22 protein-coding genes and 1 other RNA gene are annotated in these 25123 nt (G+C 43.7%); 12 read left to right on the forward strand and 11 right to left on the reverse strand.

Annotation, left to right across the window (positions count from 1 at the left end; genetic code table 11):
• Window positions 1-50: 50 nt before the first annotated feature.
• The 4 genes from X939_RS0105620 (at window position 51) to X939_RS23275 (ending at window position 2771) form a co-directional block, all read left to right on the forward strand.
• On the forward strand, window positions 51-1202 hold the full coding sequence (locus X939_RS0105620) for a lipoprotein N-acyltransferase Lnb domain-containing protein (RefSeq protein WP_229236001.1): 1152 nt from the start codon (window positions 51-53) through the stop codon (window positions 1200-1202).
• A 2-nt stretch (window positions 1203-1204) separates the two neighbouring features.
• Entirely contained in the window at window positions 1205-1996 is a 792-nt protein-coding gene (locus tag X939_RS0105625) for an inositol monophosphatase family protein (RefSeq protein ID WP_025762289.1), read from the forward strand.
• A gap of 65 nt (window positions 1997-2061) precedes the next feature.
• A complete protein-coding gene (locus tag X939_RS0105630) occupies window positions 2062-2604 on the forward strand; it encodes a YfiT family bacillithiol transferase (protein WP_044198516.1) in 543 nt (180 codons plus the stop codon).
• Window positions 2605-2618: 14 nt separating this feature from the next.
• On the forward strand, window positions 2619-2771 hold the full coding sequence (locus X939_RS23275; protein WP_131694655.1) for a FeoB-associated Cys-rich membrane protein: 153 nt from the start codon (window positions 2619-2621) through the stop codon (window positions 2769-2771).
• A 65-nt stretch (window positions 2772-2836) separates the two neighbouring features.
• Here X939_RS23275 and acs read toward each other — a convergent pair whose 3' ends face one another.
• Entirely contained in the window at window positions 2837-4726 is a 1890-nt protein-coding gene (acs, locus tag X939_RS0105640; protein ID WP_025762291.1) for an acetate--CoA ligase, read from the reverse strand.
• 205 nt (window positions 4727-4931) lie between these two features.
• Here acs and X939_RS0105645 point away from each other — a divergent pair, with 205 nt between their 5' ends.
• The gene (locus X939_RS0105645; protein ID WP_025762292.1) at window positions 4932-6146 is read left to right on the forward strand and encodes a class I SAM-dependent methyltransferase; all 1215 of its coding nucleotides are present in this window, start codon (window positions 4932-4934) and stop codon (window positions 6144-6146) included.
• Between the two features lie 39 nt (window positions 6147-6185).
• Window positions 6186-6830, forward strand: a complete 645-nt coding sequence (locus tag X939_RS0105650) for a hypothetical protein (RefSeq protein ID WP_025762293.1) — start codon at window positions 6186-6188, stop codon at window positions 6828-6830.
• A gap of 75 nt (window positions 6831-6905) precedes the next feature.
• Here the strand turns inward: X939_RS0105650 and X939_RS0105655 are convergent, their stop codons facing one another.
• Both X939_RS0105655 and X939_RS0105660 read right to left on the reverse strand, forming a co-directional pair.
• Entirely contained in the window at window positions 6906-7262 is a 357-nt protein-coding gene (locus X939_RS0105655; protein ID WP_025762294.1) for an ArsC family reductase, read from the reverse strand.
• Window positions 7263-7270: 8 nt separating this feature from the next.
• A complete protein-coding gene (locus tag X939_RS0105660; protein WP_025762295.1) occupies window positions 7271-8665 on the reverse strand; it encodes a dicarboxylate/amino acid:cation symporter in 1395 nt (464 codons plus the stop codon).
• A gap of 379 nt (window positions 8666-9044) precedes the next feature.
• Here X939_RS0105660 and X939_RS0105665 point away from each other — a divergent pair, with 379 nt between their 5' ends.
• A complete protein-coding gene (locus X939_RS0105665) occupies window positions 9045-9896 on the forward strand; it encodes a universal stress protein (protein ID WP_025762296.1) in 852 nt (283 codons plus the stop codon).
• A gap of 7 nt (window positions 9897-9903) precedes the next feature.
• Entirely contained in the window at window positions 9904-11028 is a 1125-nt protein-coding gene (corA, locus tag X939_RS0105670) for a magnesium/cobalt transporter CorA (protein ID WP_025762297.1), read from the forward strand.
• An 86-nt stretch (window positions 11029-11114) separates the two neighbouring features.
• Here the strand turns inward: corA and X939_RS0105675 are convergent, their stop codons facing one another.
• The 7 genes from X939_RS0105675 to fabG all read right to left on the reverse strand — a co-directional run bounded on the left by X939_RS0105675 (window position 11115) and on the right by fabG (window position 19640).
• Entirely contained in the window at window positions 11115-12620 is a 1506-nt protein-coding gene (locus tag X939_RS0105675) for an OmpA family protein (RefSeq protein ID WP_025762298.1), read from the reverse strand.
• 53 nt (window positions 12621-12673) lie between these two features.
• An RNA gene (gene rnpB / locus X939_RS22920) (RNase P RNA component class A) lies at window positions 12674-13082 on the reverse strand.
• A 110-nt stretch (window positions 13083-13192) separates the two neighbouring features.
• Entirely contained in the window at window positions 13193-14683 is a 1491-nt protein-coding gene (locus X939_RS0105680) for a DUF4403 family protein (RefSeq protein ID WP_229236002.1), read from the reverse strand.
• Window positions 14631-15620, reverse strand: coding sequence for a Smr/MutS family protein (locus X939_RS0105685; RefSeq protein WP_025762300.1), 990 nt, complete (start codon window positions 15618-15620; stop codon window positions 14631-14633). The genes X939_RS0105680 and X939_RS0105685 overlap by 53 nt, the downstream gene beginning before the upstream one ends.
• 97 nt (window positions 15621-15717) lie before the next feature.
• A complete protein-coding gene (locus X939_RS0105690; protein ID WP_025762301.1) occupies window positions 15718-16629 on the reverse strand; it encodes a DUF2279 domain-containing protein in 912 nt (303 codons plus the stop codon).
• A gap of 57 nt (window positions 16630-16686) precedes the next feature.
• Entirely contained in the window at window positions 16687-18759 is a 2073-nt protein-coding gene (locus X939_RS0105695) for a hypothetical protein (protein WP_025762302.1), read from the reverse strand.
• A 134-nt stretch (window positions 18760-18893) separates the two neighbouring features.
• Entirely contained in the window at window positions 18894-19640 is a 747-nt protein-coding gene (gene fabG, locus X939_RS0105700; protein ID WP_025762303.1) for a 3-oxoacyl-[acyl-carrier-protein] reductase, read from the reverse strand.
• A 225-nt stretch (window positions 19641-19865) separates the two neighbouring features.
• Between fabG and X939_RS0105705 the strand changes: the two genes are divergently transcribed.
• Together X939_RS0105705 and X939_RS0105710 are read left to right on the forward strand one after the other, a co-directional pair.
• Entirely contained in the window at window positions 19866-20579 is a 714-nt protein-coding gene (locus X939_RS0105705; protein WP_025762304.1) for an SDR family oxidoreductase, read from the forward strand.
• Window positions 20580-20782: 203 nt separating this feature from the next.
• Complete coding sequence (locus X939_RS0105710; protein ID WP_025762305.1) at window positions 20783-21658, forward strand: sterol desaturase family protein; 876 nt, start codon at window positions 20783-20785, stop codon at window positions 21656-21658.
• A gap of 108 nt (window positions 21659-21766) precedes the next feature.
• On the opposite strand, the gene X939_RS0105715 is transcribed toward X939_RS0105710, so the two are convergent.
• Window positions 21767-22018, reverse strand: coding sequence for a hypothetical protein (locus X939_RS0105715; protein ID WP_025762306.1), 252 nt, complete (start codon window positions 22016-22018; stop codon window positions 21767-21769).
• 470 nt (window positions 22019-22488) lie between these two features.
• Here X939_RS0105715 and X939_RS0105720 point away from each other — a divergent pair, with 470 nt between their 5' ends.
• On the forward strand, window positions 22489-23520 hold the full coding sequence (locus X939_RS0105720; protein WP_025762307.1) for an isoaspartyl peptidase/L-asparaginase family protein: 1032 nt from the start codon (window positions 22489-22491) through the stop codon (window positions 23518-23520).
• Window positions 23521-23689: 169 nt separating this feature from the next.
• Window positions 23690-25111, forward strand: a complete 1422-nt coding sequence (locus tag X939_RS0105725) for an alpha-L-fucosidase (RefSeq protein WP_025762308.1) — start codon at window positions 23690-23692, stop codon at window positions 25109-25111.
• Window positions 25112-25123: the final 12 nt, after the last annotated feature.

Raw genomic sequence — 25123 nt, forward strand, 5'->3', positions numbered from 1 at the left:
TGTACTCAAAAAATTTCTTTAGGATCATCAATTTTTCACTAATATTAACTGTGCTCTCCTGGGCAGCCAGGGGAACGGTATATTCCCAAAGCCTGTCACCGGAAACTCAGGTGAGTCTGGTGACTGTAGGCCCTGGAACCGAACTTTACTCTGGTTTTGGTCATAGCGTTCTATGGTTTAGTGATCCGCTTACTGGCATGGACAAGGCCTATAGTTACGGTACCTTTAGCTTTGAAACGGGGAACTTTTATATCAAATTTCTCAGAGGAACCCTGCCCTATACCATATCTGTAGCTCCCTTAGCCCCTCAAGCGGCATACTGGCAAGCAGAAAATAGGTCTATAAAGCAACAAATCCTGAATCTATCGGCTCAGCAAAAGGAGAAATTATACCAATATCTGGAAACCAATTATCTTCCGGAAAACAGGGAATATCAGTATAAATTTTTCTACGATAACTGTGCTACCCGGCTAGGTCTGGCTGTTCAGGCCGCTTGTGGAGACAGCTTAAACTACCCGGGATATCCGGGGGAAAAACGGAGCTTCAGAGAATGGATAGACCAATATGCTTATGTTCAAAACCCTTGGGCCGATTTTGGTATGGATTTGGCCATAGGAGCTCCATCCGACGAAGAAGCTACGGCCATTCAGGCCACCTTCTTGCCAGATAATCTTAGTGAAGCATTCAACGCTGCTTCTATCAAAACAGACTCCAGCAACGTACCATTGGTACAGACGGAACGCATTCTATTCGAGGCAACAGCAGTAGCGTACGAAGAAGTGTTTACGCCCAGGAACTTCTTTTGGGCATTAGCTCTGCTGGTCGTAGCATATACGGTTTGGCAACTTAAAACCAACCGAATCAATATCTTATTAGACAAAATCCTGTTTACCATCTGTGGGCTTATGGGCTGGTTCATACTCCTGTTATGGTTCGGGACTAACCATGGAGTAACTACTTTTAATTTCGATATTCTCTGGGCATTCCCATTTTGGATTCCTATTATTTTTATGATCTCAAAAAATAGTAGACCAGTCTGGTTTCAATATTTTTTGGTTTTTTATGGATTTCTCCTACTTTGTGCTACCAGTATATTAGAGAAACATAATCTGGTGTTGATACCCATCCTGGTCATGTTGATTGCGAGGGTATATTATCTTAATAATTCACTTTCTCAAATCCCTGTCAAAAAGGAATCCTGATGATGAATCTAGAACAACTCACAAAGCAAACCATTGACATTGTAAAACTTGCCTCAACCTTTATCCAACAGGAGGCTGCCCTTTTTAGCACTGAAAAAATTGAATACAAGGACCTTAATAATCTGGTTTCCTACGTAGACAAGGAGGCGGAGAAGATCCTGATAAAAGAATTAAGAGAACTTCTGCCGGAGGCAAGCTTCATTACCGAAGAAGGCATGTCGGGAATGGAGCCGAATCCGGAAGCCTTAAATTGGATAATCGACCCCCTGGATGGCACCACCAATTTCATACATGGTATACCCATATATTGCGTCAGTGTGGGATTGGCTCGGGGAAAGGATCTATTGCTAGGTGTGATTCACGAACCTAGCTTGGACGAAGTCTTTTGGGGATGGAAGGGAGGTGGCTCTTACTGCAACGACCGTCGTATGGGTGTTTCGTCGGTTACTTTACTGCAAGAAAGTCTGATCGCCACTGGCTTCCCTTACTATAAATTTGAGAAGCAGAAACGCTATATGTATATTCTTGAGCTTCTCATGCAAAAAACGCATGGCATCCGGCGAATGGGCGCAGCAGCCGTGGACCTGGCATATGTAGCAGCAGGTCGGTTCGAGGGATTTTATGAATATAATCTTAACTCCTGGGACATGGCAGCCGGGGTCCTGCTGATTAAGGAAGCCGGAGGCACGGTAACTGATTTTTCGGGCGGAGATAACTATCTCTTTGGTGGGGACATCATTGCAGGTTGTGGCTCACACCGCGAGTTACTGGAGACCATCCGGGAGCATTTCTGAATTCTCTTCAGAAGTACAAAAAATGAAAATACAGTACCAGAGAATTAGCATTCTAAAAAAAAGTAATGATGGATATCAATAACCTGCAATTCCCTATTGGCCCCTTTGTGGCTCAGCACCCCTATACTGACGAACAGAATAGGACTAACATTCAAATTATCAGCGCATTACCTTCCAAATTCATCAATTTGCTTGGAGACTGGGATGCTGAAAAGCTGAATACACCTTACCGACCCGGGGGATGGACCGTTCGGCAGTTGGTTCATCATGTCGCTGATAGCCATATGAATGCATATATAAGATTTCGATTGGCCCTTACCGAAGACAATCCGACCATAAAGCCCTACCAGGAAGAATTATGGGCCGAATTGCCCGATGCGCAATCGGCACCCGTCGATCTATCTACGCAACTCCTCAGATACATTCATCTTCGCTGGGTGCTGTTACTGAACTCTATGAATGAAGCCGATATGGCACGAACCTATACACACCCGCAGTCGGGCAAGACCTTCCGACTCGACGAAGTGATCGCTCAATATGCCTGGCATAGTGAACACCATTATCAGCACGCTTTCCAGTTGGCATTAAGGAACAATTGGAGCCACTAGTTCGTTAAGGAATTATGGACATACAAACGATTGTAGTTTTCTTGCTCTTCTTAATGGCAGTAGGCTTTATAGGTCAAAAACTCTATAAAAGCCTAGGTTTGAAAGATGGAGGAGGCTGTTCCAAAGGATGCGGATGCTCAGTGGATAAACTCGAAAAAAGCAAATAGACTTTGGTTGATACAAAAAACGGCGAGCCATGTTGGGTTCGCCGTTTTTTGTATTTTTAAGAAAACTATAATGCTCCCTCCTTAATTTCCTCTACAATAGCCGGATCCAGAAGTGTACTGGTATCCCCTAAACTATCGAAGTCTCCCTCTGAAATCTTACGTAGAATTCTTCGCATAATTTTACCGGAACGTGTCTTCGGGAGTCCGCTAACAAATTGAATTTTATCGGGCTTAGCAATGGGACCAATTACCCTTGAAACCGTTGCCGCGATGCCTTTGCGGAACATTTCCGGATCTTCCGGTTTCTGGTCAGTAATGATAAAGGCATATATTCCCTGCCCCTTTATATCGTGTGGATAGCCGACGATGGCCGATTCAACCACACCCAAATGCATATTAATAGCATTTTCGACTTCGGCCGTACCAATCCTATGACCCGATACATTAAGCACATCATCTACACGCCCTGTAATACGATAGAACCCATCCTCATCTCTCAGACAGCCATCTCCTGTAAAATACATACCGGGGTAGGTAGAGAAATAGGTTTGCTTGTTACGCTCCGCATCCCCATAGATCGTGCGAATAATCCCAGGCCAGGGAAACTTAATGCACAGGTTACCAGAGACATTATTCCCTTCCAGTTCATCTCCCTTTTCATCAACCAACACCGGCTGAACGCCAGGTAAAGGTAAGGTGGCAAAAGAAGGTTTCTCAGGGGTGATTCCAGCCAATGGTGAAATCATAATACCACCTGTTTCAGTCTGCCACCAAGTATCGACTAATGGGCATATATTGCGGCCAATATTCAATTTGAACCAATGCCAGGCTTCCTGATTTATAGGCTCACCCACTGAGCCTAGTTTTTTCAGGGAGGTGAGATCATGGTCTTTCACAAAATGCAGGCCATATCCCATAAGCGATCTGATTGCCGTAGGAGCCGTATAGAGGATATTGACCTTATGCCGCTCTACAATTTTCCAAAACCGACTCGCATCTGGGAAGGTAGGTACTCCTTCGAATATCACCGAGGTGGCTCCCGCACACAGTGGGCCATATACAATATAACTATGTCCGGTTATCCAGCCAATATCTGCAGTACAAAAATGAATTTCTCCAGGATCATATTGAAACACATTCGTAAAGGTATATGTCGCGTAGATCATATAACCCCCACAGGTATGAACCACTCCTTTTGGCTTACCCGTACTCCCAGAGGTATAAAGAATAAACAGAGGATCTTCGGCATTCATGGGCTCGGCAGGGCAGTTGGAATCGACATGTTTCACCTCTTCTTCCCACCAAAGGTCGCGGCCTTTGAACATAGAAACTGGTGTTCGTGTCCGCGCCATAACGATCACCTTCTTTACGCTGTCGCATTGCTCAAGGGCGTCATCGACGGTATCTTTCATCGGTATGACCTTAGGACCCCTGAAAGCACCATCTGAAGTAATTACCATGACGCACTGGGCATCGTTGATACGATCAGCAATAGAGCGCGCCGAAAAGCCTCCAAATACTACCGAATGTATTGCTCCTATACGGGCACAAGCCAATACCGCAACGGCCAACTCGGGTACCATGGGAAGATATATACAAACCCGATCTCCTTTTTTGACTCCATGTTTTTTCAGGACATTAGCAAAGCGGCAGACCCGATCGTGCAGCACTTTATAAGTAATATTCACCGCCTGATCGTCCGGATCGTTTGGCTCCCATATCAGGGCAGGTTGATCGCCCTTATCGCCTAGGTGCCGGTCTAGTGCATTTTCGGTGATATTCAGCTCTCCGCCCTCAAACCATTTCGTAGTACCCTGGGTAAAATCCCAGTTCAATACTTTTTTCCATGGCTTTCTCCAAGTAAATTGCTGGGCGATCTCTGCCCAAAAACCTTCGGGGTCTTCGACACTCTGATTATAGGTGTCCTGATATTCTTCAAAGGTTCTAATTCTCATAATAAATTATAGATTATCTTTTAATGGTAAAGGAATTTCGAGGTGAAATTATAATTTTCAATCGGTTAGTCCTACTGAATTAAAAAATCATTTAGCCTTACTACCGATGGGATCGTATATTGCAGCGTAAACGGGCATGTATGCCCAAAAATATGCCTGATATGGCACTTAAAACACCTCTCAAATCATTTCGGGGTACTACAGAATGAACACAGATCAACCGCTATCAGTACAGCCGCTAAGCGCTAAGGAAATCGATTTTATTCAAGCCCATTTAAAGGCCGACATTCATACGCTTATGCTCCAGGCCAAGCGATTCCCGGAGCTAGATATGCCCAAGCTATGCCAACAAATACTGTCCAGGCAAAAGGCCAAAAAAAAACTTCCTGAATGGTTTGCCCATACCCAATTGGTATTTCCTCCTCCACTATCCATTGAACAAGCCTCATCGGAAGCAACGGCACTTTATAAAGCCTCTCTAATGGAAGGAGAATCGCTGCTGGATATTACAGGTGGTACAGGCATCGACCATTATTATATGAGCAAAAAATTTGACCGGTCCACTTATTGTGAAATTAATCCGGAGGTGAGTAGTGTGGCTCATCTCAACTTTAAACTCCTAGGATCCTCCCAAATAAGCGTGTACCATGGCGATTTCCAAAGCTACCTCGACCTTCATCCCGAACAGGTAGACTGGCTCTATGCGGACCCAGCCCGAAGGGGTACCCAAAAGGAAAAGGTAGTATTGCTCTCTGACTGTAGTCCCGATGTAGTAGCCTTAGGGTCCAAGCTCAAAAATTCTGCGCATCAGCTGCTTATTAAGACCTCCCCTGTGCTGGACATTGCAGGTGCGGTAGAGGCACTAGGAGGCATACATGAAGTGCATATTATCGGCCTCGGATCGGAATGTAAGGAGTTACTCTTCGTCCGGTTCAGCCAGGCCCCAACTTTCAATTATCTCAGAAAAGTGCGGCTATTACTTCCTTCGGGAAAGGTATATGCAGCATTGGACTTCAGTATGGATGATGAAAAGAACACCATATCGGAATTTTCCGCCCCTCAAACATTCCTGTACGAACCGCATGCGGCCGTCATGAAGGCGGGTTGCTACAAATGGATCGGAGCTAATTTCCACATCAATAAAATTGCAACCTCGAGTCATCTATATACATCTGATCGCCTAGTAGAGAATTTCCCTGGCCGAACTTTCCGTATCCTGGCCGTGTGCAAACCGGATGCGAAGGAAGTGAAAAATATAATAAAGACTGACAAGGCTAATCTGACGATACGTAATTTCCCTGGCTCTGTTGATGACCTTCGGAAAAAATTACGTCTTAAGGAAGGTGGAAAAACCTATCTGTTCGCTACGACTCTGGAGAATGAAAAGAAAGTCGTTATCATAACAGAAAAGATTGCCTAAGGGTAAAGCCACTCCAAAATCACTTAACTTTCATCAGGCATGAAACACACTGTAACATTACTTACCAGCCTGGTCCTGCATCTGGTAATTACCCAGTTGAGCGCCCAAACTATCTATCCTGGAAAGAAAAATATTGACAAGACCGATTATTTCGGTTTGTTTCTGAATCAAAATATTCCGGAAAAGCAATTAATTAAATACTGGGAGGTTTATTTAGGACAGTACGGTAAAGTCAAGGAGAAAAGAGGAGTGGTCAGGATAGAACGCGCATCGGTTCCACAACTATCAGCGAACCCTGTTTTGATTTTAAGCGAAATATCTTCTCCCTCCAAAGGTCAGTCACAGCTTTTTATGACCTTTGCGGTAGATGGCAGGTTCATTGAAAGCTATTCGGGAAATACCTATACTACGGCAGAATCCATACTGAAGGAATTTGCCAGCCGGGCTGCAGCAAAAAATGAAGTACAACTTGCCGATGATGCCTTTTCTGATTCCGAAAAGACACATAAAAAGCTTATAAGAGAAGGAGAAGATCTAGCAAAAGATATTGAAAGAATGGAGAAGAAACTCTCCGAACTTCGTCAAAGCTTAGAAAGAAATAGATCAGAGATTGAGCTATCGATTACAGACCTTCAAAATAAACAGAAAGCGCTGGAGATGCAGAAGGGCAGGTTGCCAAAATAGTAACACATGCTTGCAGAGATTTACCAAAGAGGATGGTTAATCAGGACGACCTCCCCTCCTCTTTGGTAATAAATATTATCTATCAAAAATACGCTGATAGTTTTCTTCAGAAAACCCTAACGCAACAATTTTCCCTTCTTCATCCTGAATCAATGGCCTTTTGATTACAGAGGTTTTCGCTATCATCAGACTGGTGGCCTGCTGGGGCCCCAGAACTTCCGTTTTCTCTTCATCGGAAAGTCGTTTCCAGGTGGTACCCGCCTTATTAATGAGATCTTGCCAGGGCAGCTGATCCATCCATTGAGCTATAATTTCCTCTGAAATACCCTTCTTTTTATAATCGTGAAAAATATATTCAATCCCTTTCGCATCTAACCATTGTCTGGCCTTTTTCACTGTATTACAATTGGGAATAGCATAAATTGTGAGCATAAGAAATACTAATTTACTATTTCGGTTTCCAGAATTAAGTCGGAGTTATGCATTTTTTCATCATCAAGTTCCCCTTCCCAGCGCGCCACTACAGCCGTGGCTAAGCAGTTCCCTACAACATTGACAGAAGTACGGGCCATGTCCATCAGTTCGTCAATGCCCATAATCAGCAACACGGGCCACTCGGGCATGCCAAAGTTGGCAATGGCACCCAAGAGAATAACCAGGGTTGCTCTAGGAATACCTGCAACACCTTTACTGGTAAGCATCAATAGCAATACCATGGATAATTGTTGCCCCAGAGTCATCTCAGTTCCTGTGGCTTGAGCAACAAACACGGTAGCCAAGGCCAGGTAGAGGGTCGACCCATCGAGGTTGAAACTATAACCGGTGGGCATAACGAAAGAAACGATTTGACGTGGGACCCCGAATTTCTCCATTTTCTCCATAGCCTTCGGAAGAGCCGACTCCGAACTTGTCGTTGCAAAGGCAATTGACACGGGTTCGAAAATAGTTTTTACGAACTTAATAATAGGGATTCGTGCGAAGAGCATGATGGGTACAAAAACCAACAAAACAAAGGCGATCAGAGCGACATATAAAGTAGCAAGTAACAGAGCCAGGTTTTTTAGTACGTCAATCCCCATATGGCCCACTGTTTCGGCTATGGCGGCACCTACTCCAATTGGAGCGAAGAGCATGATAATTTTTGTAAACTTAAACATGACTTCTGCAAGAAGCTCCACCCCATTGACAAATTTTTGCTTCTTCTCGGCCGGCAGCAAGGCTAGGCTAACGCCGAATAGAACACTAAATACCACAATCTGTAGCACTTCTCCATTATAAATGGATTTGGCAATATTCTCGGGGAAAGAATGTAAGATTACCTCCTGCCAACCCTGACTTTGTACAGAAGGAAGGGCGACATTCAATGCCTCAGGAGGAATGATTCCCTCTCCTGGTTTAAACCAATTGGCAAAGAACAACCCTATTAATAAAGCGAAGGTTGTAACTACTTCAAAATAAAGAAGAGACTTCCAGCCCATTCGACCTACCTGTTTCAGATCGGAATGACCGGCTATACCCGCTACCAGAGTAGCAAAAAGTAAAGGAGCAATAACGGTCTTGATCATCTGCAGGAAAATCTGGCGCAAGAAATGCACCTGAACTCCCACTTCTGGAAAATCATACCCAATTTCGGTACCTACCAACATCGAAATTAATATCGAAGTGGTAAGATTTCTTTTCAATATAGCGTAGATGATCAAACCAGTTAGAGCCGACCATCTTAATCCAATTAGAATAGATTCGGGAATGGCTACCAGGTCGTAGGCATTCAACAGAGACGCTACAGCCGCAATAAAGCATAATACGATATTAATCAGGGTAATTTTACTCTTCATACTTAAAGGTTCAGATTAGATAAAGCGTTTAATACGGTAAACTTAGGTAAATTAGACTGAAAGCGTGCACAATGATGAGTAGCAAAATAGGCCTAATTCCAAATATTTTACTTGGATTATGGGATAATTGTTATATTCATACTACTAATACCATTTTTTATAGAACAAACACAAAGGAAAAATGGAATTAACCATATGAAATAGTTTTTAAGACTAATGGTTGTTCTAACAATAAAGCAATATTACTAAATAATTATGATTATAAAAGTCGTTTGTTAGCTGACCACCGTCATTTCAGGTTGGCACCATTATTGATTATTATTGTATAATATAATTCTTAGTAGAAAAAAATGTAATAACCTCAAAATCGTTAGGACTCATGAAAAAGATATTAATTCCCATAGACTTTTCGGAAAATGCATATAAGGCCTTGGAAGCTGCGAAGGTCATCGCCAGCAAGTACAATTCTGAATTACTGGTCATGCACGCCTATAAACCTTATTATGCCAATATAGGTGCAGCAGATGGGGGAATCATCACAGCCGTGGGATCTCCAGACGCCCTGGCCCTCACAGCCGAGCTGGAGGAAGAGTTTAAGAGAAAGCTCGAACAGGTAGAAGCAGACCTGATCCATGAGGGTTATACGGTACATTCGCTCTGGGAGTTTGGATCGGTGAAGACGGCTGTAGAACAAGTGGTGGCCACTCATCACCCCGACCTGGTAGTTGTGGGGCGAACAGGAGAAGGGGGCTTTTTGGATAAATTAATTGGTACCTCTGCGACTTCAATCGCCTTGCATACCCCCTGTCCGGTACTGGTTATTCCCCCACAAAGCTCCCCTACCTCATTCAGGGAAATTGTTTATGCCACACAACTAGAATACGACGAGAACAGCAATTTAGCGCAAGTGCTATCCTTTGCCCGAACCATGGGCGCTAACATACAATTCCTGAAAGTCAACAGCAAGAGCCAAATGGATATTCAACCCGATAGCCAGTTTCTGGCTGATATAAGGACTACATTCGGCCTACCTGCTGATCTTTTCGTTACCCGGGACGCCAAACATGTTTTGGATGGCATCGAAGATTACTGCGATGAGGTGGAGGCTGATTTGATTGTAGTGTCATCTCGTGAGAGAGGATTTCTTGAAGAATACCTAATCAACCCGGGACTGACCAAAAAGTTAATTATAGACACGCATTTACCACTGCTCGTTTATCACCTTAAATAAGATACTCTTGACACAGAAGCACCCTGCAACCAAAAAAGCCCTTTCCAAGAAAGGAGGACGCAAAAAGCATAATTTTGTTAACGAAAACCTTCTGACATCTCCAGGGACAATTACCTACGTAGGGCCTTCTGTTCCTTTGAAGACAGAAATCCGGAAAATCTCATTTAATGGAACTCATTTCTCCAGCCAGAACCCACTGTCTATCCAGGACTGTTACCCATCTACTCTGGATCCGACCATGGTTTCCTGGCTGGATGTAAATGGAATTCACGACCCCAGTTTAATTGAAAAGCTTGGAAAAATTTACAATTTACATCCGCTTATCTTGGAGGACATTGTCAATACTGAGCATAAACCTAAGCTGGAAATTTATGAGAATAAATACATTTTTCTAACTCTCAAAATGATACATGTGGAGCAATCCGCTCCATTGAGTCTTTATTTCGAACATATCAATTTTGTTTTATCCGATCATATTCTCATCTCGTTCCAAGAAGAATTGACCGGCGATGTATTTAGCCCTGTGCTAGAGCGTCTAAGGGCTTCCATCGGTAAAACCCGTAAAAATGGGGCTGATTACCTGATGTTTGCCTTAATGGATATCATTGTTGATCATTATTTCTTTGCCATAGAAGCCCTTGGAAAGAGTCTGGACGATCTGGAGGAAGCGGTGCTGAGTGGGTCTGGAGACCTCAGTTTAAAGGATTTGTACTTGCTGCGCAGTGAACTTACCACTACCCGCCGTATGGTGTGGCCCCTTCGCGAAATGATTACCCAACTAATCCGGGAAGAAAACCGGCTAATTGATCGGGAGAGTGTACCCTATTTTCGGGACCTGCACGACCATGTGATGCAAGTGGTGGAGACCATCGACGCCTATCGTGATCTATTAGCAAGCCTGGCTGATGTACATTTATCAACGGTGAGCAACCGTATGAATTCTGTCATGAAGACCTTAACCGTATTCTCGGCAATATTTATGCCGTTAACCTTTATTGTAGGTGTTTACGGCATGAATTTCGATAATATGCCCGAGTTGCATTGGAGAAACGGATATTTCTATACCTGGGGCCTTATGGGCATGACGACCGCAGGGATGCTTCTTTATTTTTTCAGAAAAAAATGGGTATAGGAGCTAAGTATTTTCATCCTAACCATAAAAATAAAAGTGCGCGCTGAAATGAATCAGCGCGCTCTTTTTACTTTTATTTCTAATAATTACTTCTGAAACCCAGCAGGATAAGTAGAGCGGATGCTATTCATCGGAAGAATTTTAATTTCCACACGACGGTTAGACTGAAGTCCTTCTACTGTAGTGTTCTCAGCAATTGGTCTTAGCTCTCCATAGTATTCCGCAATGATTCGGCTCGGATCCTGAAGACCCGCTCTGATCAGGAAGCGCTTTGCTGCATCGACACGGCGACGAGACAAGGCTACGTTATAGCTATCGCTAGCACGTGCATCGGTATGCCCTACCAAAACAATACGGCAGTTGACACGCATATTCAATAGTTCTACAACCTTGCTCAATGTTTCTTTAGAGGCGTTACGGATTATGGCTTTATCGGTATCAAATTCCACATTAGAGAATAATGCTTCACATTCATCTTTCGGAAGATTGTTTTTGATAGCATCCCGGATAATTTTGTCGATATCCAAGGCCACTCCCCCACCAGATACAATACTTCCCATGGGCGTATTAGCTTCTTTGTCGAACAAGTCGGCTACACCGTCACCATCAGAGTCGGTATAAAGACGTGGATCAACTGGCTTAGGCATATTAACCTTTGCAATAGAGTCAGCATCGTTCATCGTCGGGTTGTATGGAACGGGGATAAGCGACTTGGGGTCGGCCCAGCGTAGGTGGTAACGACCACTGCCCGCATCATAAACACCATTTTTAGACTTCACCGGATTTTTTCCCAATTTATAGGTCAGAGCAATGGAAGCCATCCCCCAGCCATCATTTTTTGAGTCTCCTTTAGCAAACGTCCAGATTCCGGCCTGTGACTGATAGTCGGACAAACCACCAACGGTCAGATCCAGCTTTTCTGTGTTTACATAGCTATATGTAAAATCTACACCTAAATCGAAGCGAGGAGACAATTCGTAATGAACGGCAAGACCAGCAGGCACCACCCATTCGCGGGTATAAGTTGATCCGTTACGATCCCAGGTCCCGGCAGTTTTAGAACTACCCTCTGTATTCGACGAAAGTGAACCGGATACGCCGGTGTTTACATTGGTATAATTTAAGTCGGTGTGATAGTACATAATACCCCCTCCCAAATGTGCATCAATTTTCCAATGGCGCATCTTATTATGGCCCAGGAGTAACCGGTTAAGGTTCATGGTTCCGTCCAAAGTCAATTGAATAAAGGAAGGGCTATTGAAGTTGGCATTGTAGGTGTCACCTGTGATAGAACTTTTATGCCCCATTTTGGACCCTTGAAGTTGGCCGTTAAAGCCGGTAAGCTGTACCCCGAAAATCGGTGATAACTGCTTGTTAATTGATAGTCCCCATCCTCCCGTAAGCTTTTCGTCCTGGCCGAGTTTGAAATCATATTCTTTCAGATCACCGAAGAACTTGGTAATACCCCCGTAGCCCGTGATGGACCAGGTATTCATTTTATTCGGTCCGTCGTATGTTCTGTTTTGGGCAATTGAGTCTAAACTTAATAGGGACAAACAAGCGATAGCAATGTAAAGATTCTTTTTCTTCATGGGAAACACCAGTTATGTGATTCAATTATTCACTATTAATTTAAAATACAAACAAAAAGTATAAGCCTATAAGCCGGATTCTGTAAATCGCAAAAACAAGTTTTTACGAAATTTCTATCATTTATCCAGGACTGTAGTCACCCACAGCCTCTAACGATCTACCCATGCTGATGCCATCTTTCGATGACGGAGACGAGTAGCCCCACTGACCAGCACCTATTTGATCTTTCAGCCCGTAAGGTTTACCCTGCCATGATAGTCACCTATCACGCGGTGGGCTCTTACCCCACCTTTTCACCCTTACCTGCCATAAAAAAATATGCCAGGCGGTATATTCTCTGTGGCACTGGCTGTCAACCTCCCGTTTCCAAGGGGTTGCCTTCCCGTTAGGAAGTACGGCACCCTGCGCTGTCCGGACTTTCCTCCCCGATGTAAAACCGCGGCGATAGAACAGCTTAAACTTTTTGCTCAGCTGCAAAGCTAAGAAATACTTTCCTTTGATCTATGTGAAATATCTCATAAAAACCAAAAAATTACTGGTGACTTATTTGGATACAGTAGCTGAGAATTATTCAAAAATTCTTCAACCCCTTAACCCTTAGGCCCACCCGGCCGTTGGCAAACACTACAGCACAGATATGCTCCGGGGTAAGATAAACCCGATCTGGATTAATTTCCTCTATTTTTCCCGAAATACGAACCCCATCCACAACCTGTATCTCATCCAATGCTTTCTGCATACTCTTCTGTGTCTCGTATATTTGATCGCCTACTGAAAATATCATCTTTTTCTCTATCATTTTTGCGAATTGTCCCTTCAAAAGCCAATCGGCAGTTTTTACCAAACTATTCCTTGTCTGCAGATCATAATCCAGGTCTCTGAAGGAAAGTTGCCGCATTTTGGGGTCGAAGTGTGGAATTCCTTTGAGGAAAACATTACCGTTTATTCCCCCTTTTAACGTCGCTTTTATCACCATTTTATTGTCCTGGCCGTATAGGGTGAGGCCATTAACGGTCACCTTGTACTGACCTCCCAGAAATGAAAAAGTCTGCCCCACGAATTGCTCACTGGCCAGTCTTCCAGCTTCCTCATAGGTAATCCGGCTGATCAGGGCAACCTTAAACTGTTCAGGAACTTTACTGACTACCTCCAGAGGAGGGAGCTGTTTGGCAGGAAGACTCTGAGGTGCCTCCTGGCTTGTCACCGTCTGTGTAAACCCCTTAAATCCGATAGTGGAGCGCAGTATCCCATTATCGGCCATGAGCGGGGTCATGAGCACGGAAGAAGGAAGGATTGAGAGCCAGGTATGGTAGTCTTTGGAGACTAGAACTGGTTTCTGAGCCATATCCCAGGCTTGACGTGCATATTTCTTAAGTTCAATTCCCTCCCCTACCTGCCGATCAATATTTTCACAGATCTTGTCGGCGTTTTTATTGAGGATTCGACTTATCATACTTTTAATGGGCACTTTAAATCCAGCAATCTGCACATTGGGCTCCGTAATCCAGTCGTAACCTTCCAGAACAGTACTGCTCCGGACATCCCAGCTGGATCCGACCGAAAGTCGGGAAATAAATCGCATTCGAATAGAAAATTCTGTATCTCGATATCCCGAAACAGTTATACCCAGAGGACTAAATTTATAGCCTGCACTCGCCCAGATCTTTAAAGGAACTTCAAATAAAAAACTGGAATCTATAGCCACCATCCTGATGGGACTCAATTTCCATATTTTAGCTTTCAGATTGTCCTGCTGATCGTCCTCGTAGCTATTATCTTCGTAAATAAGTCCTTTTAATTGGGCATTTAACTGGTTTTCTATTTCCTGTACCGGTATTTCTACAGGTAGGTTGACATAGGATAAATGTTTCTCATTCATCACCTGATCGTCACTATACAGATATTTTTCCATAGGGGGAGCTGGCGAACTATATTTGGACTCGCAGGCATTCAACAAAAAGATCAGTCCAGAGAGGGCAGCGACCACTTCAGACCGCCACCCTCTTTGCTTATTTAAGATAAACCAGGGTAGCACCGTAACCGAATTTTTCCTTTTGGGCATCCTTAAAATACTGTATATCCTTATTCTTACTTAACCGCCGGTGCAGCTCATCCCGGAGAGCGCCGCTGCCCACTCCATGAATGAAGGTAATATGTTCCATTCCACCTGCTATAGCCCGTTCTAGATAAGTGTCAAAGGCTTTTAACTGCATGGCAAGGATCTGCTCCTTCTTTAGATTCTCAGAGGCAGTATTCAGTTTTTCAATATGTAAATCAACGATATCATCCGGTTGCTCTAGCGGCGACTTCTCTGATTCTATTGCTGCACCATCCATCATTCGTTCTCTCAGACGATCGGACAAACCTACTTCAACCACAGTTTCTGGTTGTTTTAGATTTTCTAAATCCAGTTGGAAAACGTAGGCATCCTTTTGAATTACAGGGGCTTTCTGTTTGCTATTATAAAATGATTGCGCTCTGCATTTCATCTTTTTATGAATGGGCAAAGGGAGTTCATAATTCCCTTCCCGGAAAAATAATAATTGAAAATCGAAAACGGGCCAGGATTCGAAATCCTTCAATTGTACCTCTGTAAGCTTTTGGCTACTGCGGGCTGGAAGTGCTCCCGCTCCTATACCCTTGTGAAGGCTACCATCATGGGTGCTGGCCGTAAACGGCACTGTCCAGTCTGAGTTATTAATAATATGCACCGTCAATGCCCTATCATTTACCGCTACAAAGGCCAAATATATTCCTTTTGCTGCAAATGGAGCCGAGGGTTTAAATACATGTTCGGTCTCCTTTCTTGGCTGTATGCCCTGTGATGTCTTTGCCATTCTCTGTTTTTCTTCGGCAGCAATGGTTACAATTTCCTTCTGAAGAACAGGAATTCTAAAGCCATCTTCAATTTCTATTTCGACTATATTGCCCGGCAAAAACGCAAAAATGATGCCTTCTTCTTTTCCATGGACGAGTCTTACTCTATCTCCGATATTCATATGGCTATTATAAATTTTAAATTTTAAATGAGTTGTTTGGCAGGCACCTAGGAGTCCTTCTAACTGTGAAAACAAGTTTGAGCCAAGGTTGGTGCCTTTAGAAGTAAAATGGTTTGAAACGAACACCATGCTTATCAAAGCCCAGGGCCGGTGCCGGAACCTTAATAGAGTTGGTGATAAAGGCTAGTCCTTTGAGAAATTTACTTCGGGTTTTTATTTTGGTTAAATCTACATCCAACGAAAAATATAGGGTTCGGGTAGGGTTATAACCCATTTCCCGGCTTCTCCAGGTTTCTGCCGAAACCATTCCGCTAACACCATAGCCCACAGAAAGACAAAGCCATGGGGGCCATCCAGAATGCTGGATGAAGGAAGAAGGACTACCTGAAAACCAATATGTTTGCCCATTATAATCCTTTAATAAGCGCTCCGCTGGGGTTTGCCCTAACAGGTTGGGGCGAACCTGGGCATATTCAGTAAAATGGGATGAAAACTTCGGATGAATCCGAACTTCGTCCCATAAAGCCATTTGACCTAAATACAACGCAGAGCCCGCTACGTTGGCCGCCATATCTCCGGGTGAAAACCCATAGTCCGAAGAAAAGCCATCTAGTATCTCTATGGGTGTCTGAAAAATAATTCCAGAAATTGCTCCATAGACCAACATCTGTCGTTTTGAAATTCCCGAGGTTTTGTAGATGGCAGCCGTGTGGCGGGCAATCTGATAAGAAGTATACATATGCCCCATTTTGTCCATTTGCAACCATTCGCGGCTGTCGTCTTTTATTCTAAACTGGCTAAGGTCATTTTTGTACCAGGCTTTGCTAAGACCTAATAGCGTTGCGGCATATAATACGGACTGGCCTGCAAATATTGCTCGAAGTCGACGATAGTTTGGCGGTTCATGCTCGCTACTATCCTGCTGCACAGGAATGGTCTGCGCACCCGCCCTTCCATAACAACAGATGACGAGCATCACCACAATTCCAACTCGCTTAAGATATTCCATATTAAAGTCATCTTTCCGATCATTACAGAAAGAGTTATTATTTTAATTGTAGGGTCACTAATATCCCCCTAAATATTTCCTTAGCGCCCATTCTAAGGCCAATAAGGTAATCAGCAAAAAGAATAGCCACCGAAAACGAATGAGCTCCTGCAAGGTTTCCGTAGACTCAATCCTGTCCACCGGTCGATTCTGAACGAGTTTTTCTACCAGAGCATCTATCGCGTCTTCAGCTACGAATATTCCACCACTTTGCTTGGCTAATTCCTGGAGCATGGCAAAGTCTGCCCGGGTAGATACCATTTCCAGATCATTTGACTGAACGACGAAGGCTCCCGTAGCACTCACAGACTCCCCGTTTAATGTGGACGTTGCCTTATAACGATAAGCTCCTGCCGCCAAGCTGCTGATTTGAAAGCCCTCTGACTCTGGGGTATGGGTGTACTGATATTCCTGGCTTTTCGATTGATCATCCGTAAGTTCAAGTTTTATCTCCTGACCATAAATATGTTCATACACGTTATTATAAATCTCAGTTCGGAACGTAACAACTTCTCCAGCATCGTAGCTGGGCTTATTATTATAAACACGGAATTTGCGTTTATCTTCCTTAATAGACATCAGTTGTGTTAATTTTTGAAATAACTGATCCACTAGAACATGCTTTCTGGTCAGGGCAAACTCTTCCTGACGCCAAGCCCATAGGCCCTCTCCCATTAACACTGCACTGCGGCTTTGGTCGGCTTGATGAACCACTAATAGCGGCTTGCTGGTGGGCAGACTGCCTACCTTTTGATGAAGTACCACCTCTGCACCATTTCTGATCGTATATTCACCAAAGGGCACCGATAATGGAGGCAACTGCGGCAAAATGTCGAAATCGGTGCTATTAAGATTCAATTGTGAAAATGAAGGATTGAAAATACCCCGAACCAGGTCTTTCTGTGGACCGGCTTGATTAATCTGTACTGCCTTATTTACTGAATTGAATGCCGATATGTTCGATTGATTGCCGATAATATAAAGTATAGGTACATTTTGTTGTAGCAATTCTCTTAAATATTCCGATCCCAAATTATTGGCATGGGGAATTTGGTGTAAGATCACTAAGTCATAGGGCTTTCCCGGTTTGGGTGTCCCCCCTGTTACACTCAGTATCTGGGTTGTAACTTCATAATTGTCGTCGGTTTCTAACATCCCTTTTATGGCCTTAATGTCGGGATGCGGAGTGGCCGCTAAAAGCAATATCTGCTGCCTTCCGTCAATTATATCAATAAAAACATTTCTGGAGTTGTTAGTCAAAGTATGTTCATCCGGTAGTTCGGAAAGGGAAATGGTATATCGCTGCATGCCTTTCTGCTCGGAGGATAATAGAAAATTGATCTCTTTGAAAAATACATCCCGATCAATCCGTATATTTTCCTTGCCTATCACCTTTCCGGCTTGTTTCAGAAAAACAGTTACTGACTTCCCTGCAAGGCCTTTGGCAGCCACCTCAGCCCGAATCGGAAATTTATTACCCAAAAAGGCAACTTTATTATGAACCACATCCTGAACCCATAAATCGGTAACCGGAGTGGTATCTCCCACCGCTAAGGTGTGGACCCGAAATGGGTACTGCTCATAGGCAGGTGAACTTCCCTGATTAATAATACCATCGGAAATCAGTATAACATCGGTGAGGTGTTCTCCTTCATAGCCTTTCTTCAACCTTCTCAGCATGGCGGAAAGGTCGGTTTTTGGTGCATCAAACTGAATGCTGTCTTCCTGGGGGATATTCCCTTCCAGATCTTCCCATCGCAAATCAAATCCTTCCTCTTGCAGTTTTCGGGTCAAAGAATGGCCTGCATCTCTCACATTTTTGGCAAATGAACCCAAAGATGCAGAATTGTCAATGGCCAAGACCAGTTGTGCCTTTTGAACTTGGTTGCTTACACTGCGGACCAGCGGATTGAGTAATAAAAAAACGATAAGTCCCACTACCAAAGCTCGAGCCACTGCCAAGCCCCAGTTAGCGGAGGGCCCCCAGGGACTGGAGGTTTTATAAAGTAAAAATGCATAGGCAGCCCCAGCCAGAAAACAAAAAGCTATAAACCAGTAAGGAGTTTGAAAAAGAAGTTCAGAACGTACCATATGTACCCTATTGCAGGACGCTGATTTTGGATGAAAACTATATAAGAAACGCAAGTTAAGGCCTTAACTTGCGTTTCCCAAAATACTTACTTTTATCGAACTTCTGGTTCTTATAACGGAAATAGCCTCAATCCCTAGGTAAGCATTCCGCCATCAACCTGTAGCACCTGGCCGGTAATGTAGCGGGAAAGATCGGAAGCAAGGAAGATACAGGCATCCGCTACATCTTCTGGCTGCCCACCTCTTTTCATTGGAATCGACTGTTTCCATTCTTCCACTGCCTTGGCATCAATAGCGTCAGTCATTTCTGTTTCTATGAAACCTGGAGCTACCGCATTGGAGCGTATATTACGGGAACCTAATTCCAGGGCAACGGATTTGGTAAAGCCGATGATCCCGGCTTTGGAAGCAGAATAGTTAGCCTGTCCCGCATTGCCGCTAATACCTACTACCGAAGTTATGTTAATGATTGATCCGCTACGCGCACGCATCATGCTTTTGATGGATGCTTTGGTGAGATTAAATACTGATTTGAGATTGATGGTCATAACGGTGTCCCACTGCTCTTCAGTCATCCGCATAAGCAGTCCATCCCGGGTAACTCCTGCATTATTAATCAAAATGTCTAATTTGCCAAAATCAGCCAGAACGTCTGTTACCAATTGTTCTGCTGCCTGAAAATCAGAAGCGTCAGAACGATAGCCCTTGGCTTTCACGCCAAATTGCTCCAGCTCTTTTACCAAAGCTTCTCCCTTTTCTATGCTGGAAAGGTAAGTAAACGCGACGTCAGCACCTTCCTGAGCGAGGCGCATGGCTATAGAACGACCGATACCTCTTGAGGCTCCAGTTACAAGGGCTACTTTTTTTTCAACTAATTTCATTCCTTATGTTAAAGTTATCATTTGTGCTATCGACAGTACCCTGTGGCCAGGTCTATAGTAGAACTTAGCGACTGGTTTGGCAAAAATAGAGTTTTCAGCACATAGTACAAAAAGCAAGTTGTGTAGCTGAACATTAAAAATGAGCCTGTACTAGCAAACCATCCGGACATTATTTCTGTTAAACCTGTTGTAACATGCGTTCTTAATCAATTAACAAACTACAATATGTCTGAAATAATAAAAACAGCCCTCATCACCGGGGGGTCAAAAGGAATAGGTTTTGGGGTAGCTGAGGCCCTTATCAAAGATGGTATCAAGGTTGCTATTACCAGTCGTACTCAGGCCTCTGCAGATGACGCAGCTGCTAAATTAAATGCCCTATACCCCGGTTTTGCCCTTGGAATAGAATCGGACGTGCGCGATCTTTCTTCTCAGGAAAAAGCTGTTGAACAGGTAATCCAACAATGGGGAAGACTCGATTATCTCATAGCCAATGCCGGAGTAGGTCATTTTGCACCAATTCAGGATCTGACAGCCGAGCAATGGAAAGAAACGATTGATATTAACCTTACCGGTGTTTTCTTCAGCGCTAAGGCATCTTTGACCGCGCTGACGGAAAGTCAAGGCTATTTTATTACCATTTCCAGTCTTGCTGGCACCAACTTCTTCCCTAGCGGCACGGCCTATAATGCCAGCAAATTTGGCGTAGTTGGTTTTTCTCAGGCCATGATGATGGATGTGCGAAATGCAGGAATCAAAGTGTCCACCATTATGCCTGGGTCTGTTGCCACCGAATTCAATCACCATCAGCCCTCCGACAAGGATGCCTGGAAGATCCAACCAGAAGATATTGGACAAATCGTAGCTGATCTGATAAAAATGCCGGCACGCACACTTCCAAGCAAAATTGAAGTTCGGCCTGCCATGCCTCCGAAATAGGTAAAGCCTCAAATTTTCTCCCGCCTGCCCAAATTCTCTTTGTATAGATAGGCGACGGGAGAATTTTTATATCTTCATACCCTTCCAATATTCCTGTCCCTCGCTGTGTTAAAACTGCGGTTCAAACAAAAATTTTAATATATTTTCTCAAAATAAATATGTTAAATTTGTCAAAGACCAGATTACATATGCTTTGACGCCTCATGGATTTCTTTATCAACTATTTCGAAACCATTCCATCATCCCACCGTGCCTTTATTTTAGTAGGGGGGATTCTTTTCTTCTGGCTTTTAGAAAACAATTGGCCACTTTTCCAATTTGGCTACAGGAAATGGAGACATGCCGGCATAAATTTTTTCTTTACCTTCACCACCATATTGGTAAACTTCCCTCTTGCATTTGCCTTGCTCTGGGCGAGCGATTGGACTCAAAAATTCCATATTGGCCTTTTTCACTGGCTTAGCTTTACACCTTTCTGGCTTAGAACCATAGCCGCCCTTCTCCTACTCGATTTTATTGGGGCATGGTTCGCGCACTGGATACAGCACCAGGTGAAATTTTTGTGGCAATTTCATCTCATCCACCATACCGACCAACAAGTAGATACCACCACTGCTAACCGTCATCACCCTGGTGAAAGCTTGGTACGTTTCATATTCACCTGGGTCGCTATTTTAGCCGCCGGCGCTCCCATGTGGTTAGTATTCTTATACCAGTCTCTTTCTGTAGTATTATCGCAGTTCAACCATGCTAATATCACCCTCCCTTCCTGGCTTGACAGAGTGATAAGTCTAGTCGTTGTTACCCCCAATATGCATCATATACACCACCATTATCAACAACCTTATACCGACTCCAACTACGGAAATATATTCTCTCTCTGGGACCGTCTTCTGGGAACCTATCGTTTCGCCTTTCAAAAGGATTTGGTTTACGGAATCGACACCCATCCAACGCCTGAGGAAAATGCCAGGATCGCTAACCTTCTGAAAATTCCTTTCCAACCTTATCGGCCGGCTAGCGATTCCAAATTATCCTCCACAACTCCTGTCAAAGACCAGACTAAGGAGAATATTTGAATAGGATTTCAAATATTTCACTCCTCACCAGTATTTTTTCAACTATTAATAAGCCATTCGTATTTCGGAGCTCTACCAGATATATACCTGCGCAAGAATCCGCTAATTTTACTTTTTACCGGTTCCTGTTCCGTCCAAACTCCGCTCGAAAATCGCATTCCCCTTTGTTTCATATTTAGTAAGGGCTCCTTTTTCACCAATAGTAAGGTCAAAACTAACTCTTAACTTACGATTATTGGGATTTGAAGAACTAATAAGTAGGGTATTGCTTTGCGTTTCCATTTCTGGTGCTTCCCACTCAGCTTCTTGGACGCCAATCCTGGCACCAGAGGTATATATCGCCTGAATGTACCTAAACATGATGGCGACTTACCGAGGTTATTCGATCTCTAGGCAAACGGGATTGTTGGCATGGTAACCCGTATCCTGGCCAAGCTTGATTAATTAAAAGCCTTCCATAAACAAACGCAATCAGTTCCCCCTGGTGGGCTGCGCTACCTCTGGTCACTGGAAGCGGGCTCCTTGATTTTACTTCTTCGTAATCATAAATATAGTGGATTTAAGCTCCCTAGTATGCAGCATAATGATCAATTTTTAATAAATGTATTTAACATCATTTTATTTAATAAATAATTTTAATAAATTGGGCGGTTAATTGTTAATCTGACAGACTTATGCCTGTACATATAAAACTTTATGTATATTTATTCAAGCGACAGACAGAATGGTCTCAGCATATATATTTGACAAAATTCCAAAATACTTAACCGCATAGTCCAGCAGGTTAACTGAACTTACCTAAACGCTTAGCTAGTAACCCAACAAAATTTATGAAATCAAATCGTCGTTCCTTTTTACGTCTTTCGGCGTTGGCAGTGCCATTTTCCCAGATCGGCAGCGCTTTAGCTCATGGCCCTGTAAAAAAGCCCATTGTCATATCGACCTGGGATAGTGGGCAGATTGCCAATGGTGCCGCCTGGCCAATATTAGCAAGAGGAGGAAAGGCCTTGGACGCCGTAGAGCAGGCAGGAATTGCCATAGAGAACGACATTAACTGCTGTGTAGGCTTGGGGGGAAATCCCGACCGGGACGGTTATGTCACCTTAGACGCATGTATTATGGACGAAAAGTCTAATTGTGGGTCTGTGGCCTTTCTGGAACGCATTAAGCATCCGGTTTCAGTCGCACGAAAATTAATGGAAACTACTCCGCATGTGTTTTTAGCAGGTGTAGGAGCTCAGCAATTTGCACTTCAGAATGGCTTTGAACTTGAACCCGAAGCCTTATCTCCTTCCGCACAGAAAACTTACGACAAGTGGCTTGAAAAAGCCGAATACAAACCGGTTATCAATATTGAACTCGAGCAAAACAAGGGCAAGGGACATGGTCCATTTGCCCCTGCACGGTTGGAAGATGGATCATTTAATCATGATACCATGGGCACCTTAGCACTGGATGCCAACGGTGACGTATCGGGCATGTGCACCACCAGCGGAATGGGCTTCAAAATGCGGGGCCGCGTGGGAGACTCTCCTATTATTGGGGCAGGTCTATTTGTAGACAATGAGGTCGGTGCGGCCACTTCGTCGGGACAGGGTGAAGAAGTGATCAGAGTATGTGGCACCCACCTGGTAGTTGAGTTTATGCGATCGGGCCTTTCTCCGGAAAAAGCTTGTAAGAAAGCCATTGAAAGGATTGTAAAACCAAATCCTGAACGAGCAAAGACCTTTCAAGTCGGTTTTATCGCCATCAATAAAAAAGGAGAAATAGGGGCATATGCTATCCAAAAAGGTTTTAATTATACTGTGACCGAACAAGGTGGCGCGCATAAAATTTCCAATGCTAAATGTTACTTTTCCTAGACTTCCCTAAGAGTCCGATTTGTCCCAGTTTTTGGCAGCAACAATCATAAACTTAATTAACCAGTATGCTAAGTGCTAGTATAGCCCTAATATGGCTTACTACTAACCTTTTCTTAGTCTGATAAGTGTTTAACTAAGCCATACTCATATTTTTCAAAATTGCTTATTAATGAAATTTGAATCGATTTTCCTAGCCCTATTTATGATAGGTGCGGGGTTCGGTGCCTCCGCACAGCAGCATTCCGAGCAGGATCACTCCAACTACAAAGCTCCTTCCGACCCTTTAGTACAGGCTAAACTTGAAAAATGGCAGGATGCCAAATTTGGACTCATGATGCACTGGGGAACATACAGCCAGTGGGGTATTGTGGAGTCTTGGTCACTCTGTCCTGAAGACGAAGGTTGGTGTGAACGACGTGGCCCACATGCACATAATTGGTACGAATATAAAAAAGCCTACGAAGGGATTGCCGACTCCTTTAACCCGGTGAATTTTGATCCTGAAAAATGGGCTTCTGCAGCAAAAAATGCTGGAATGAAATATTTGGTATTTACAACCAAGCATCATGATGGTTTTTCCATGTTCGACTCCAAGTACACTGATTATAAGATCACGAATACACCCTTCGGAAAAAACCCAAAAAGTAATGTTACGAAAGAGATTCTCTCAGCATTTAGAAAAGAAGGGTTCATGACTGGAACCTACTTCTCCAAACCCGACTGGAACACCGATTCCTATTGGTGGCCCTATTTCCCACCCAAAGACCGCAACGTCAGTTATGACCCAAAGAAGTATCCTGAAAAATGGCAAGAGTTTAAAGAATTCACCAATAACCAGATACAAGAACTGATGACCGACTACGGCTCAGTAGATATTCTATGGCTCGATGGCGGTTGGGTTCGGCCTTTCAGCTCAATTGATCCCAATATCAGTTGGCAAAAATCCATACCTTACGATCAGGATATTGATATGGCCAGAATAGCCAAAGAGGCCCGTAAAAAGCAACCCGGTCTGCTGGTAGTGGATAGAACAGTCTCGGGAGAATTCGAAAATTACGTTACTCCGGAACAACAAGTGCCGGATCACTATCTGCCTATCCCCTGGGAATCATGCATGACGATGGGAAACTCATGGTCTTATGTTCCTAATGACCAATTTAAAAGCACCCATCAGTTAATCCATACCTTATTGGAAATAGTATCTAAAGGCGGGAATCTACTGCTTAATATTGGACCTGGGCCGGATGGAACCTGGCCACAGGCTGCTTACGATCGGTTAAATGAAATTGGCGAATGGATGAACATCAATTCGGTGGGCATCTATGAGACCAAACCTTTAGCCCCTTATCGCCAGGGGAAGTGGGCCTTCACACATAAAGGACAGCGCACTTACGCCTTTTATCTTGCCGAGAAGGGAGAAAAATTACCTAAACTGTTGAAAATAGACGGATTAACTATAAATTCGGAACAAAAAATCAGTATTGCGGGGCAAAATACCACTTTAAAGTATAAGCAAGGGAATATTCAAATTCCCGAAAAAGTTTCGCAAACAGCAGGTTTACAACCCGCTTATCTCTTTATAATAGAATAATCAGCCAGCATT

The sequence above is a fragment of the Dyadobacter tibetensis Y620-1 genome (assembly GCF_000566685.1).
GTDB classification, from domain to species: Bacteria; Bacteroidota; Bacteroidia; order Cytophagales; family Spirosomataceae; genus Dyadobacter; species Dyadobacter tibetensis.

Excerpts from the sequence above, each read along its gene's own strand:
- X939_RS0105625 (WP_025762289.1), top strand. The coding sequence starts at position 1,205 with ATGAATCTAGAACAACTCACAAAGCAAACCATTGACATTGTAAAACTT.
- X939_RS0105675 (WP_025762298.1), bottom strand. The coding sequence starts at position 12,620 with ATGAAGAAAAAGAATCTTTACATTGCTATCGCTTGTTTGTCCCTATTA.
- X939_RS0105690 (WP_025762301.1), bottom strand. The coding sequence starts at position 16,629 with ATGGAATATCTTAAGCGAGTTGGAATTGTGGTGATGCTCGTCATCTGT.
- X939_RS0105660 (WP_025762295.1), bottom strand. The coding sequence starts at position 8,665 with ATGAAGAGTAAAATTACCCTGATTAATATCGTATTATGCTTTATTGCG.
- X939_RS0105695 (WP_025762302.1), bottom strand. The coding sequence starts at position 18,759 with ATGGTACGTTCTGAACTTCTTTTTCAAACTCCTTACTGGTTTATAGCT.
- X939_RS0105650 (WP_025762293.1), top strand. The coding sequence starts at position 6,186 with ATGAAACACACTGTAACATTACTTACCAGCCTGGTCCTGCATCTGGTA.
- X939_RS0105705 (WP_025762304.1), top strand. The coding sequence starts at position 19,866 with ATGTCTGAAATAATAAAAACAGCCCTCATCACCGGGGGGTCAAAAGGA.
- acs (WP_025762291.1), bottom strand. The coding sequence starts at position 4,726 with ATGAGAATTAGAACCTTTGAAGAATATCAGGACACCTATAATCAGAGT.
- X939_RS0105680 (WP_229236002.1), bottom strand. The coding sequence starts at position 14,683 with ATGCCCAAAAGGAAAAATTCGGTTACGGTGCTACCCTGGTTTATCTTA.
- X939_RS0105665 (WP_025762296.1), top strand. The coding sequence starts at position 9,045 with ATGAAAAAGATATTAATTCCCATAGACTTTTCGGAAAATGCATATAAG.
- X939_RS0105720 (WP_025762307.1), top strand. The coding sequence starts at position 22,489 with ATGAAATCAAATCGTCGTTCCTTTTTACGTCTTTCGGCGTTGGCAGTG.
- X939_RS0105710 (WP_025762305.1), top strand. The coding sequence starts at position 20,783 with ATGGATTTCTTTATCAACTATTTCGAAACCATTCCATCATCCCACCGT.
- fabG (WP_025762303.1), bottom strand. The coding sequence starts at position 19,640 with ATGAAATTAGTTGAAAAAAAAGTAGCCCTTGTAACTGGAGCCTCAAGA.
- X939_RS0105655 (WP_025762294.1), bottom strand. The coding sequence starts at position 7,262 with ATGCTCACAATTTATGCTATTCCCAATTGTAATACAGTGAAAAAGGCC.
- X939_RS0105725 (WP_025762308.1), top strand. The coding sequence starts at position 23,690 with ATGAAATTTGAATCGATTTTCCTAGCCCTATTTATGATAGGTGCGGGG.
- X939_RS0105715 (WP_025762306.1), bottom strand. The coding sequence starts at position 22,018 with ATGTTTAGGTACATTCAGGCGATATATACCTCTGGTGCCAGGATTGGC.
- X939_RS0105645 (WP_025762292.1), top strand. The coding sequence starts at position 4,932 with ATGAACACAGATCAACCGCTATCAGTACAGCCGCTAAGCGCTAAGGAA.
- X939_RS0105630 (WP_044198516.1), top strand. The coding sequence starts at position 2,062 with ATGATGGATATCAATAACCTGCAATTCCCTATTGGCCCCTTTGTGGCT.
- X939_RS23275 (WP_131694655.1), top strand. The coding sequence starts at position 2,619 with ATGGACATACAAACGATTGTAGTTTTCTTGCTCTTCTTAATGGCAGTA.
- X939_RS0105685 (WP_025762300.1), bottom strand. The coding sequence starts at position 15,620 with ATGAATATCGGAGATAGAGTAAGACTCGTCCATGGAAAAGAAGAAGGC.